Source organism: Mesorhizobium sp. B4-1-1 (assembly GCF_006439375.1).
In the GTDB taxonomy this organism is placed as follows: domain Bacteria; phylum Pseudomonadota; class Alphaproteobacteria; order Rhizobiales; family Rhizobiaceae; genus Mesorhizobium.
In genome coordinates this window covers 101042-113623 of record NZ_VFTH01000004.1, presented here as the reverse complement: position 1 = coordinate 113623, position 12582 = coordinate 101042, and the positions used below count along the sequence as shown (strand labels likewise).

The window sequence follows — 12582 nt, the reverse complement described above, 5'->3', positions numbered from 1 at the left end:
CTTCAAGACCGTATTAAGATCGCAAACACCCTAACAAGTTTACTTTAGGAATTTTTTCATAGCAAGACTTGGTCTGCAGCCGTCCCTATCTGGCTATCGCTGAGATCAGGTGTTGAACTTGAACAGCATAATGTCGCCGTCCTGGACGACATATTCCTTGCCTTCGTCGCGCGCCTTGCCGGCTTCCTTGGCCGCCGCTTCGCCGCCCAGCGTGACGAAGTCGTTGTAGGCGATCGTCTGGGCGCGGATGAAGCCGCGCTCGAAGTCGGTGTGGATGACGCCGGCCGCCTGCGGCGCCTTATCGCCCTTGTGGATCGTCCAGGCGCGCGTCTCCTTCGGTCCGACGGTGAAATAGGTGATCAGATGCAGGAGCTCGTAGCCGGCGCGGATCACCTTGTTGAGGCCGGGCTCGTCGAGGCCGATCGAGGCAAGGAATTCCATTTCCTCCTCGTCGGAAAGCTGGGCGACTTCCGCCTCGATCGCCGCCGAGATCACCACCGTGCCGGCGCCTTGTGCGGCGGCCATCTTCTCCACCGCCCTGGTGTGCTCGTTGCCGGTGGCGGCGTCCGCCTCGGAGACGTTGCAGACATAGAGAACGGGATGCGAGGTGAGCAGGTTCAGCCCTTGCAGGATGCGCAGGTCCTCCTGCGCGATGCCGTTGAGCAGGAAGCGTGTCGGCTTGCCGGCCTGCAGCAATTCGAGCGCCGCCTCCATCATCGGCAGGACGGCCATGGCTTCCTTGTCCTTGCCGGCGGCGCGCTTGCGGATCTGGGCGATGCGCCGCTCGAGGCTTTCGAGGTCCGCGAGCATCAGCTCGGTCTCGACCGTCTCTGCGTCGGCAACAGGATCGATGCGGCCTTCGACATGGGTGATGTCGTCATCCTCGAAGCAGCGCAGCACATGCACGATCGCGTCTACCTCGCGGATGTTGGCGAGGAACTGGTTGCCCAGCCCTTCGCCCTTCGAGGCGCCGCGCACCAGGCCGGCGATGTCGACGAAGGAGATGCGGGTCGGGATGATCTCCTTCGACTTGCCGATCGCCGCGATCTTCTGCAAGCGCGGGTCAGGCACCGCCACCTCGCCGGTGTTCGGCTCAATGGTGCAGAAAGGATAGTTGGCGGCCTGCGCGGCGGCCGTCCTGGTCAGCGCATTGAACAGCGTCGACTTGCCGACGTTGGGCAAGCCAACGATGCCACATTTGAAACCCATGTTCGTCCAGTCCTGTCGGAATTCGATTTTGGTGAGGGCTATGGGCGATAGGGGTGACGAACGTCAAGCCCTATGCGAGCCTTGTTCGAGGCTCACTCCTTGCCGAACAGCTTCTTCAGCATGGCGGCCATCGGGCCGCTTTCTGGAAATTTTGCCGCCGGCTGCTGCGGGCGCGCCTGGCGGACATGGCTTTGCTGCTTCGGCGGCTTGGGCGGCGGGCGGTCGTCATCGCCGGTCGGTACAAGCTTGTCGCGGAGCGCCAGCGTGACGCGGTTCATGAACGAGCTGTCGTCGCCCTTGGCCAGCAGACCGGCGTCGTCGGCGATGGCGTCGAGCAGGACGTCGAGCCATTCGCGATCGGCCTTGGCGAAATCGCCGAGCACATGGCCGTGCACCATCTCCTTGACGCCGGGATGGCCGACGCCGATGCGCACCCGGCGATAGGCGTTGCCGACATGCTGGTCGAGCGAACGAATGCCGTTGTGGCCGCCGGAGCCGCCGCCGATCTTGACCCGGAGCTTGCCGGCGGCAAGGTCGATCTCGTCGTAGAAGACGGTGAGGGCGGCCGGTTCGAGCTTGTAGAAGCGCATCGCTTCGCCGACCGACTGTCCGGAGAGGTTCATGAAGGTCTGCGGCTTGATCAGCAGCACCTTCTCGCCGCCGAGCGTGCCTTCGCAGATCAGGCCCTGGAATTTTCGCGACCAGGGAGAAAAGGAATGGCGGCGGGCAATCGCGTCCGCCGCCATGAAGCCGACATTGTGCCGGTTGTTTTCGTATTTCGCGCCCGGATTGCCGAGGCCTGCAAAGACAAGCATCGCCGCCTCCGGACTTAGAGCATGATGCCGAAAAGTGTGAAGCGGTTTTCGGAAAACATCATGCTCTATTTCTTTGATCTAGAGCCGGATGAAATCATCCGGCCTGGAGAATTACTTCTCTTCGGCCGCCGGAGCCGCCGTCTCTTCTGCAGCCACCTCGGTGGTCGCTTCCGTCTCCGGCTTCATCGCCGACGAGCCGGCAACGGTCGCGATGGTGAAGTCGCGATCGGAGATGACCGGCTTGACGCCGGCCGGCAGCTTGACCGCCGAGATGTGGATCGAATCGCCGATGTCGGTGCCGGTGAGATCGATGGTGATGAATTCCGGGATCGCATTGGCCGGGCAGTGGAACTCGACTTCGTGACGAACGATGTTGAGCACGCCGCCGCGCTTGATGCCGGGCGACTTGTCCTCATTGATGAAGTGGACAGGCACGTCGACATTGACCTCGGTGTCCTTGCCGATGCGCAGGAAGTCGACATGGACAGGAAAATCCTTGACCGGGTCGAGCTGGAAATCCTTCGGCAGGACCTGGATCTTCTTGCCGTCGACATCGATCGTGGCGATCGTGGTCAGGAACCCGCCGCCGTGGATCTTGTAGAAGAGGTCCTTGTAGTTGAGCGCAATCGCCAGGGGAGGCTGCTTGTCGCCGTAAATCACTGCAGGCACTTTACCGTTGCGACGAACTGCACGGGCGGACCCCTTACCGACCTGTTCGCGCGCTTCGGCTTTCAGCTCATAAGCATCGTGGCTCATGGCACTTCCTTTCGCGTGTTATGGAGCGCTTGCGGCAAGCAAGATGCCAACCGTAAACGTCGAAAGCCGTCGCGGCCTTGCACGATCTGTCCGATGCGTTTGGCGATCCAAATGCGTCTGGGGATCATGCGAGGCCTGGCCGGCCTTCCTCCGCGTTGCCTCCAAGGGTGTCTACGCGGGTGGCGGCTCTATAGCGGAAGGCGGCGAGAGGCGCAAGCGGTTGGGCTGGAAGGCTTGCGGGGCGGTTTCCAGCATCGAAAGCATAAACCGGCAATCCGATTTGCGCGAATGTAGGATCGGATGGATATCAGTCGTCCTGCGGCATGTAACCATCCCAAGGGGACCGACTATGAAACTGCTGTTCAGCCGCAATCCCAATCCTCGCCTCGCGGTCGCGACGGCGCGCCATCTCAAGGCTAAGATCGCGTTCGAGTTCGCATCGCCCATGGCGCCGGGGCAGGCCGAACGCCATCGCGCGCTCAACCCCAATCTGACCCTGCCGATCCTGGTCGGGCCGGGATGGAGCCTGTGGGAGGCCGACGCCATCGCCTGCCGGCTTTCGCGGGAGGTTCGTTCGGATTTTTGGCGCAGTGGCGACGACGAGCCGGACATGATCCGCTGGATCAGCTGGGGCAAGGAACGGTTCGCTTTCGCCTGCGACATGGTGCATTTCGAGCGTGGGACCAAGCAGCGCTATGGGCTCGGTCCTATCGACCAGGCGCTGGTCGAGGAGGGGCTGAGGCAGTTCCATAAAGCCGCGGCGATCCTCGAGCCCGAGCTTTCGGGACGCGAGTGGCTCGTCGGCAATTCAATCTCCTATGCCGACTTCCGCATGGCGACGTTCCTGCCTTTCAACGACGTCGCCGGATTGCCGCTCGCCGACTACCCGGCGATCCGGCGCTGGTATGGCCGGCTGGAGTCGATCGACGCCTGGCGCGATCCATTCCAGGGGCTGGAGGCGCCGCAACTGCCGCCGGTCAAGACAGAGGCGTGACCGGCATCCGCCGAGCCCGTCCAAGGCGCCCGGGACGCAAGCTTGTCCGGTCGCGCCCGCTCTTTTTTCAGCACATCTCAGACGGCGTCGACCGCCAGGTCGCCGTTCAGCGCGTCGCGCAACGCCTGGATTTGCCGGTTCAAGGCATCGAGTTCAGCCAGTTTCATGCCTGACCGCTCGATCAGCGTCTCGTTCAGGCAATTGCATTGGACGAGCAAGGCTCGTCCGCCGGGGGTCAGGTCGACCTGCACCTGGCGCTCGTCCGTCTGGCTGCGCTGGCGGGTGACAAGCCCAGCCTGCTCCATTCGCTTCACCAGCGGCGTGATGGTGCTCGATTCGAGGGCCAGCCGATGCGCGATGCTGCTCACCGACATGCCGTCCGTCTCTCCCAGCGCATTGAGCACGAGATATTGCGGATAGGTGATCCCCATCTCGTCCATCATCGGCTTGTAGGTGCGGTTGATCGCCAAGCTGGTGGCGTAGAGCGTGAAGCAGAGCTGATTGTCCAACGGGAGAGGCACGGCGCATTCCTTTTGCCGACTGAGCATCAATTTCATACCACGAAAAATGATATCGCGATAAATAATTTCATGGACAAGGCTCTCGACCTCCATTACGAGATAGTTATCGCGATATTGTTTATCGCGACATCTATAAAAGGAGATTGAGATGACCTCGCAGACCAAGTCGGGTTCGGGCAGCGGCACGATCACCACCAAGGACGGAACGCAGATCTTCTACAAGGATTGGGGGACTGGCCAGCCTGTCGTCTTCCATCACGGCTGGCCGCTGAGCAGCGACGACTGGGATGCCCAGATGCTGTTCTTCCTGGCGCAAGGCTACCGTGTCATCGCCCATGACCGGCGCGGCCACGGCCGCTCGACGCAGACCGACATCGGCAACGAGATGGACACCTATGCCGCCGACGTCGCCGCGCTCACAGCCCATTTGAACCTGAACAACGCCATCCATGTCGGCCATTCGACCGGCGGTGGCGAGGTGGCGCGCTACGTCGCACAGTATGGTTCGGGCGGCCGCGTCGCCAAGGCCGTGCTGATCGGTGCGGTGCCGCCGATCATGCTGAAGACGCCGGCCAATCCCGGCGGCCTGCCGATCGAGGTGTTCGACGGTTTCCGCGCTGCGCTGGCGGCCAACCGCGCCCAGTTCTTTCACGACGTGCCGGCCGGCCCGTTCTACGGCTTCAACCGTCCCGGCGCCCAGGTTTCCGAAGGCGTCGTCGACAATTGGTGGCGCCAGGGCATGATGGGTGGCGCCAAGGCGCATTACGACTGCATCGAGGCGTTCTCGGAGACCGACTTCACCGAGGACCTGAAGAAGATCGACGTGCCGGTGCTGGTCATGCATGGAGACGACGACCAGATCGTCCCGATCGCGGACTCCGCGCTGCTTTCGGTCAAGCTGCTCAAGAAGGGCGAGCTCAAGGTCTACAAGGGTTTCCCGCACGGCATGGCAACGACCCATGCGGATGTCATCAACGCCGACCTGCTGGCGTTCTTCAAGGCCTGAGCCTGCTTGCCGGAAACGCGAAGGCACCCGCCCCTCCGGCGGGTGCTGCAAGGCCTGTTGTTCTCTGCTAGGGCTGTCGTCCCCGACCGGGTTTACCGAGGAGGCGCGCGAATTTGCGCCCCACTCTCGGTCGGAGTTGGACTCGCCAATCGGGGATGTCACCCAAGGATATGCTGTCTGCGGCCTTGGCCTTTCGTGCGAGCCAGGTGACATCGACGATTGCGCTGCCGATCGCGAGCAATCGGTTCGTCAGCATCTGCTCGTTGAGGATCGCCCTTGCCTTGCTCTCGAAAAGGGACAGCGTTTCGTCCGTGAGATCGAACCGGGAATGCCATCCAGGTCCTTGCCCGGTCCCGGCTCCGGTAAGCCATCCAATCAACAGCTGTCTATATGGGCGCGAGACCGGTGCATCTTCCCGGAAGGGCGAAAGCGGATTCCCACTGAAAATCGGCGCCCCATCGGTCACGCCGACCATCGATCCAAGCGCCTGCAAATGCCTGGGCCTCATCAGGATGAACGAGCTGCGGAGCCAAGCCTGCGAGGGGATTCCAAACATCGACACCGGCTCATTGAAGAAATCGATATGGCCGAGCACGGCATTCAAGCCCGACAGATGCCGCACGATGTCCTGGTCGATCAGCTTGAGATGGTCCGGCGTGTATTCGGCGAATGCAGACGTAGCGAGATGGACCAGGTCATAGTCATTCAGACGTTCGCCGATGTGGGCAATGCCGCTGTCCCAGGCGGAGAATTCCCAGCTGGAATTGGAGCCTCCGATCAATTCGACTTCGCGATCAAGTTGGACGTTCCGACCTTCCGGCAGGCAATTGTCGATCACAAGCGTGTGGTGCGCCACGTCGGGCATTTGCGCGGCAAACATCGCCTTCAAATCCTGCAGCGCAGTGGGATATCTGGCGGTGCCATGGCGCGCCATAAGCGTCAGGATTCGCAACTTGGAAGGATCTCGATCGTTGCTCGACGTCAAAAGCTTCCTTCCCCTTCAGACCGAGCTGATGCTCTCACCCTTGCAATCGCCAAGATCTATCTTGGGCGCACCTGGCATCCATCCACCAACATAATGTCCAGACTGGGCGTCCAATGGTAGTGTCCCGCTTAAATTGGGGGCCAGAGAATGATTGCGACGTTGAGACGGCCACTTCATGCCGGCGGCTTGGCCATCACGTCGATCCGATGAGGTATGTTTCGCTTGGAACGTTTCCGATCCGGCGGCCGGTCCATGGCGGTCAGTTGAGGGTGAATGCCATCCACAGGGTCTTGCGGGATTGCGGATGGGAAACACGCCATGTCGTGGTCACTCCCAACCGCGGCGCCAGGCGGGAAATGGAGGCCGGCGATCTTTTCATCGAGATGCCGCGCAGCTTTCGCAAGAAGATGGCCCGGCGCAAATGGCGTTCCGATGTCGCCGCCGCTGAATTCATCGCAGGCAACAAGTCCCATCGCCGCGAAATCGCAAGATTTCTCGATGGCTTCAGGCCGGATGTCATCGCCCTGGAGCAGTGCTGGCTTTGGCCGGCTTTGCGCGAGTATGGTGAAACGTGCTCGCCCGAGGCACGCTTTTCAATCGTGTATAGTTCGCACAACGTCGAACAGGAAATGCTGGCGCAAGAGGCCATGATCGCCGGCGCGGAGATGGACCTCTGGAGTGCTCAACGCGCGGCGGACATCGAGCCCGATCTTGCCGCCAAGGCAGATCTGATCGTCGCCGTCAGCGAGCAGGATGCAACCTATTTCCGCAAGCTCAATCCAAGCGTGGTGGTCGCCGCCAACGGCATTTGGCCGCGGGAAATGCCTATCGGCCTCGATCGTTGGGCGTCGCGGTTCGCCGGCCTGCGCACGGCGCTGTTCGTCGGCTCGGGCCATCCGCCCAACGCCCGCGGTTTTCTCCAGATGACGGGTCCGGACCTCGGTTTCCTCTCGGCCTCGGAGCGGATCGTGGTGGTCGGCGACGTTGCCGACCAGATACGCAACGATCCTGGATTCCCGCGGCACGGTGGCGCCGACAAAGCACGGATCGAGCTGCTCGGCGTGCAGGACGGCGCGGCCCTCAGCGCGCTGATCGAGCTTGCCGATGTCGTGATGCTTCCGATCCTTGAGGGCGGCGGCACGAACATCAAGACCGCGGAAGCGCTGTACAATCGCAAGCCCGTCGTGGCGACGACTTTCGCGTTGCGCGGCTACGAGCAATTCAAGCATTGGCGGAATGTCCGGCTGGCCGACAGGCCGGATGACTTCCGGGATCTGCTGGCGCAGGCCCTCAGAAGCGAACCGGAAGAGTTGAACTCGGCGGATATCGCGCAGCTCGATACGCTGCTTTGGACTTCGACGCTTCGGCGGCTTCCCGAGCAGTTCGCAGCGCTGCCGAGGCGGCAGCGCCAGGCGACGGCGAACCCGGCCGATGGCCGAGGCCGCTTTCTTCGCGACCTTCTGCAACGCCTGGGTTTGATCGGAAAGAGCTGATCTTGTGCGCAAGGGCGCCGAGAAAAGAACCTGCGTTTTGGGCAATGCAAGCGCTGCGCCATGAGATGCCCACCGGATCCGGGACCCTCAAGGTCTCAAACCCGACGGCGATTATCGGCTGAACGGCGGCTTGGCCGTCAATCTCGCCGGCTCAGGCCTTCCGCGCTTCCTTCATGTCGGGCAGGAACACGGTCAGCAGGCCGAGGAAGGGCAGGTACGAGCAGATCTGGTAGACGAAGTCGATGCCCTTCATGTCGGCGACGACGCCGAGCACCGCGGCGGCAATGCCGCCCATGCCGAAGGCGAAGCCGAAGAAGATGCCGGCGATCATGCCGACGCGACCCGGGACCAGTTCCTGCGCGAAAACGACGATGTTGGAGAAGGCCGACGACAGGATCAGGCCGATCAGCACGGTGAGCACCATCGTCCATTCCAGATTTGCGTAGGGCAGCGCCAGCGTGAAGGGCAGCACGCCGACGATCGAGAACCAGATCATCGCCTTCTGTCCATAGCGGTCGCCGAACGGACCGCCGAGCAGGATGCCCAGCGCCGAGGCGCCGAGGAACAGGAACAGCATCACCTGGCTCATCTGCACCGAAACGCCGAACTTATGCATGGCGTAGAAGGTGTAGTAGCTGGAGAGCGAGGCGATATAGGCGTTCTTGGTCAGCACCAGCAGCGTCAGAACGGCCAGCGCCCACATGACCTTCTTGCGCGCGAAGGGCGAGACATGGGCGGTCTGCTTGCGGGTGGCCATCGAGGCGCGCAGGCGGCTGTACCAGCCGCCGACCTGCCACAAGACGACGATGCCGATCAGCGAGCCGACGGCGAACCAGGAAATGCTGGTTTGCCCGAACGGCACGACGATGAAGGCGGCGAGCAACGGGCCCATGGCCTGGCCAAAATTGCCGCCCACCTGGAACAGCGATTGCGCAAGGCCGAAGCGGCCGCCAGATGCAAAGCGGGCGATGCGCGAGGATTCCGGATGGAAGATCGCCGAGCCGATGCCGATCAGCGAGGCGCCGATCAGGAGCAGCCAGTAATGGCCGGCATGGGCGAGCACGACAAGGCCGACCAGCGACGAGGCCATGCCCCAGGGCAAGGAGTAGGGCATCGGCTTCTTGTCGGTGATCATGCCGATCACCGGCTGCAGCAGCGAGGCCGTCACCTGGAAGGTGAAGGTCAGCAGGCCGATCTGCCAGAAATCGAGACCGTAATTGTCTTTGAGCAGCGGATAGATCGCCGAAAGCAGCGACTGCATGATGTCGTTGATGCAGTGGCAGAAGCTCACCGCAAGAATGACGGTGAAGGCAGTCGCTTGCGCCGAGATGTTGCTTGCCGGCGCCGGTGCGGCGACGGAGGTGGCGGTCGTATCAGTCAAGGCAATGCTCCGTAGTCTTTTTGGCGGCGTGCCGCCGGCGGCCTTATAGGCCTGTTGCCAAGCGACTTCTTTCGTGGTTTGGTCCAATAGTTTCGCAAGTGGGCCGCATCCGATGCCGAATAGCCGGGAGATATTCAGAGGCGACGCCGCCGAGCTCGGCCGGCTGCATGAAAGCCGCTGGCAATGGCTGGAACAGGCCGTCGGGCCGGCGGTCGCGCTGCCGACGGAATATCCGGACGGCTATCGCGTGCCGCAGCACCGCCACAGCCGCAGCCAGCTGTTGCACGCGCTGGTCGGCGTGGTCCTGGTGACGACCAGGCATGGACGCTGGATGGTGCCGCCCGACCATGCGATGTGGATACCGGCCGGCACCGAGCATTCCGTCGAGATGCTGGGCGACGTCTCGATGCGCTCGGTCTATGTGATGCCGGGCGCTATTGCCGGCCTGCCGGAAGGCTTGCGCGTCGTCGGTATCACCGAGCTGATGCACAGCCTGATCGTCGAATCGGAGAAGCTGCCGCAAGGCGGCGAGCTCGAAGGGCGCGCCGCGCTCGTCATGGGACTTCTGCTGCACGAGATCCCGAGCCTGCCGGAGCGGCCGCTCGGCCTGCCTTTCCCGTCCGATCCGAAGCTCGAGGCGCTTTGCCGGCGCTTCGTGGCAGCCCCTTCGCCGCATGCGACGATCGACGAATGGGCGGATGCGGCGGGCATGAGCCGCCGGTCGTTCACCCGCGCCTTCCATCGCCAGACCGGGCTGTCGCTGTCGACCTGGCGCCAGCAGGCCTGCCTTTTCGCGGCGCTGCCGAGGCTTGCCGACGGCGAGCCGATCACAAGGGTGGCGCTCGATCTCGGCTATGACAGCGTGCCGGCCTTCATCACCATGTTCAAGCGCATGCTCGGCACGTCGCCGCGCGGCTATATGCGTGGCGCGCGCGACGCCGGTGAAAACCCGCGCCGAACAGGCGGTCCGATCGCCGCGTGAAGCAGCGCCCGCGCTATTGAGCCGGTTCGCCCGTTCTCAGCACAGGTTCTATTTTCCAAATACTGATTGCGAATTGCAATCAGTTGTGCTCTTTTGCTGGAGGCAAAATCGGAGGGAGCCTAGTGGCGACGATCGTCTATGCCATGCTGACATCGCTGGATGGCTACATCGCTGGGCCGAGCGGAGACATCGACCTGCCGGTTCCCGAGGAAGAATTGCATCGGCATTTCAACGACGAGATGCGACGGACATCGATCGCGCTTTGCGGGCGCAGGATGTATGAAACCATGCGCTTCTGGGACAGCCCGGAGCGCGAGATCGCCGCTGAAGACGTCGAGCGGGATTTTGCCCGCGCCTGGCGGGAGACGCCGAAGGTCGTGTTTTCGACCACGCTTCAGGAGGTTGGGCCGAATGCCCGTCTGGCGAAAGGTGACGCGGAGGTGGTGGTGAGGGCGCTCAAGGCGGACACGGATGGCGAGATTTCCGTCGCCGGCGCCGAGCTTGCCGGGTATTTTGCGCGTGCCGGCCTGATCGATGAGTACCGGCTTTACGTGCATCCGGTCGTGCTGGGCGGCGGCAAGCCGTATTTCCGGTCCGGCCTGTCGCTGGCGTTGAAGCCGCTCGGCACGGAGCGCCTTGCGCAAGGGGTGACGCTGCTGCGCTATGCGCCCGCGGCGACCAGTTCTGATTAATCGAACAGGCTCGACACCGATTCTTCCGTGGCCGTGCGCGAGATCGCTTCGCCCATCAGGTCGGCGATCGAAATGACACGGATGTTCGGCGCGTCGAGCACGCCCTGCGTCGGCTGGATGGAATCGGTGATCACCAGTTCCTGCAGCTTCGATCCGGCGATGCGGGCAACGGCGCCGCCGGAGAGCACGCCATGGGTGATGTAGGCGGTGACGGAGGTCGCGCCATTGGCGAGCAGCGCGTCGGCCGCGTTGCAAAGCGTGCCGCCGGAATCGACGATGTCGTCGATCAGCAGGCAGTCCTTGCCGGCGACGGCGCCGATGATGTTCATGACTTCCGATTCGCCAGGGCGCTCGCGGCGCTTGTCGACGATGGCGAGCTGCGCGTCGAAACGCTTGGCCAGCGCGCGCGCCCGCACCACGCCGCCGATGTCGGGCGACACGACGACGACGTTGCCGAGCTGCTTGTACTTGGCTTTCACGTCGCGGGCCATCACCGGCACCGAGAACAGATTGTCGGTCGGGATGTCGAAGAAACCCTGGATCTGGCCGGCATGGAGATCGAGCGTCAGCACGCGGTCGGCGCCGGCGCGCGTGATCATGTTGGCGACCAGCTTGGCCGAGATCGGCGTACGGCCGGAGGCGCGGCGGTCCTGCCGCGCGTAGCCGAAATAGGGGATGACCGCCGTGATGCGTCGTGCCGAGGAGCGCATGAAGGCGTCCATCATGATGAGCAGTTCCATCAGATGGTCGTTGGTCGGATAAGAGGTCGACTGCAGGATGAAGACATCCTCGCCGCGCACGTTTTCCTGGATCTCGACGAAGATTTCCTGATCGGCGAAGCGCCTGACGCTGGCCTTCCCCAGCGGGATGTTGAGATAGCGAGCGACCGCTTCGGCCAGCACCCGGTTGGAATTGCCCGCGAAAAGCTTCATGCACCGTTCCTGGTGAAGGATGGAGAGGCCGGAGAGACTCTCATGAGCCTTTTATGCGGGCTTTTAGCGGGCCGGGCCGGTATTGCAAGCCTCGTTGTCGGGAATCCTTCCGGCGACTGCAACAAACACGGAAAACATCGCAAGCCGGCAACAGTTTGGCCGGCAACAGTTCGGTCAACCGGCGCCGCCGCCGCCGAGCCAGGCGGCGAACTGGTCGATTGTCTGGTCGGCGATGGCCTGCATGGTCGCGGGCGCCACCGTGGGCCAGCCTTCGCCGCTGCCGGCCGCAGGGGCCTTCTGCTGGCCATTGATGCGGTGCAGGCGATTGCCCGAGGGGTCGTAAATGTCCCAGACATAGATGACGGTCGTGTCCTTGCCCTCGGACATCGTCGAAAAATAGCCTTTCAGCACATGCGTGGCCGTCTGGTCCGTGCTGCCGACAAGCGTCAGGCCGCGCTGCCGGGCACGGGCCTGCAGTTCCGCCGTCAAGGGCGCCGCGGCCTCTACCGATGCGCCGACGATCGGCGCCACCTGCAGCCGCGTCCTCGCAAGAGCGGCGGTTTGTGCCGGCGTTGCGCGTGTCGCGGGTGACACTGCGGTGGAAGGCGCGGGCGAAGGGGCGGGTGCGGTCGTGGTCGGAGACGTGGCCGTTGTCGATGAGCCCTGCGGGGCAGGCAAAGACTGGGCCGAACTCGCCTGCGGGGTGATGGCCGAAGGCTCCAATACGTCCTTGGCGTTGGTGCAGGCGCCAAGCGCCAGCGCCGCAAGCAATGACACGGTCGTCACCCGCGATCGTCTCATTTGCCTGAAGCTCCC

General features: G+C 63.1%; 13 protein-coding genes. 5 read left to right on the top strand and 8 right to left on the bottom strand.

Annotated elements, in window-relative coordinates:
* Positions 1-105: 105 nt before the first annotated feature.
* The 3 genes from ychF to FJW10_RS07315 form a co-directional block, all read right to left on the bottom strand.
* The gene (gene ychF / locus FJW10_RS07325; RefSeq protein ID WP_140827910.1) at positions 106-1209 is read right to left on the bottom strand and encodes a redox-regulated ATPase YchF; all 1104 of its coding nucleotides are present in this window, start codon (positions 1207-1209) and stop codon (positions 106-108) included.
* Between the two features lie 92 nt (positions 1210-1301).
* A complete protein-coding gene (gene pth / locus FJW10_RS07320; protein WP_140899487.1) occupies positions 1302-2024 on the bottom strand; it encodes an aminoacyl-tRNA hydrolase in 723 nt (240 codons plus the stop codon).
* A 111-nt stretch (positions 2025-2135) separates the two neighbouring features.
* Positions 2136-2780, bottom strand: coding sequence for a 50S ribosomal protein L25/general stress protein Ctc (locus FJW10_RS07315; protein WP_140827917.1), 645 nt, complete (start codon positions 2778-2780; stop codon positions 2136-2138).
* Between the two features lie 349 nt (positions 2781-3129).
* Between FJW10_RS07315 and FJW10_RS07310 the strand changes: the two genes are divergently transcribed.
* Positions 3130-3774, top strand: a complete 645-nt coding sequence (locus tag FJW10_RS07310) for a glutathione S-transferase family protein (protein WP_140899485.1) — start codon at positions 3130-3132, stop codon at positions 3772-3774.
* A gap of 77 nt (positions 3775-3851) precedes the next feature.
* Here FJW10_RS07310 and FJW10_RS07305 read toward each other — a convergent pair whose 3' ends face one another.
* Positions 3852-4295: a MarR family transcriptional regulator gene (locus FJW10_RS07305; RefSeq protein WP_140899483.1), complete on the bottom strand. Its 444-nt coding sequence runs from the start codon at positions 4293-4295 to the stop codon at positions 3852-3854.
* 148 nt (positions 4296-4443) lie between these two features.
* Between FJW10_RS07305 and FJW10_RS07300 the strand changes: the two genes are divergently transcribed.
* The gene (locus FJW10_RS07300; protein WP_140899481.1) at positions 4444-5301 is read left to right on the top strand and encodes an alpha/beta hydrolase; all 858 of its coding nucleotides are present in this window, start codon (positions 4444-4446) and stop codon (positions 5299-5301) included.
* 67 nt (positions 5302-5368) lie between these two features.
* Here the strand turns inward: FJW10_RS07300 and FJW10_RS07295 are convergent, their stop codons facing one another.
* A complete protein-coding gene (locus FJW10_RS07295) occupies positions 5369-6286 on the bottom strand; it encodes a hypothetical protein (RefSeq protein WP_246674147.1) in 918 nt (305 codons plus the stop codon).
* A 113-nt stretch (positions 6287-6399) separates the two neighbouring features.
* Between FJW10_RS07295 and FJW10_RS07290 the strand changes: the two genes are divergently transcribed.
* Positions 6400-7779 carry a glycosyltransferase gene (locus FJW10_RS07290; RefSeq protein WP_140899479.1) on the top strand — a complete coding sequence of 460 codons (1380 nt, stop codon included), beginning with the start codon at positions 6400-6402 and terminating at the stop codon, positions 7777-7779.
* 151 nt (positions 7780-7930) lie between these two features.
* Here the strand turns inward: FJW10_RS07290 and FJW10_RS07285 are convergent, their stop codons facing one another.
* A complete protein-coding gene (locus FJW10_RS07285; protein WP_181177443.1) occupies positions 7931-9160 on the bottom strand; it encodes an MFS transporter in 1230 nt (409 codons plus the stop codon).
* Between the two features lie 112 nt (positions 9161-9272).
* Here FJW10_RS07285 and FJW10_RS07280 point away from each other — a divergent pair, with 112 nt between their 5' ends.
* Positions 9273-10142, top strand: coding sequence for a helix-turn-helix transcriptional regulator (locus FJW10_RS07280; protein ID WP_140827937.1), 870 nt, complete (start codon positions 9273-9275; stop codon positions 10140-10142).
* 122 nt (positions 10143-10264) lie between these two features.
* Positions 10265-10834, top strand: a complete 570-nt coding sequence (locus FJW10_RS07275; RefSeq protein ID WP_140827939.1) for a dihydrofolate reductase family protein — start codon at positions 10265-10267, stop codon at positions 10832-10834.
* Here FJW10_RS07275 and FJW10_RS07270 read toward each other — a convergent pair.
* Together FJW10_RS07270 and FJW10_RS07265 are read right to left on the bottom strand one after the other, a co-directional pair.
* Positions 10831-11766 carry a ribose-phosphate pyrophosphokinase gene (locus FJW10_RS07270; protein ID WP_126059768.1) on the bottom strand — a complete coding sequence of 312 codons (936 nt, stop codon included), beginning with the start codon at positions 11764-11766 and terminating at the stop codon, positions 10831-10833. The genes FJW10_RS07275 and FJW10_RS07270 overlap by 4 nt on opposite strands.
* Before the next feature lie 174 nt (positions 11767-11940).
* The gene (locus FJW10_RS07265; protein WP_140782359.1) at positions 11941-12567 is read right to left on the bottom strand and encodes a hypothetical protein; all 627 of its coding nucleotides are present in this window, start codon (positions 12565-12567) and stop codon (positions 11941-11943) included.
* Positions 12568-12582: the final 15 nt, after the last annotated feature.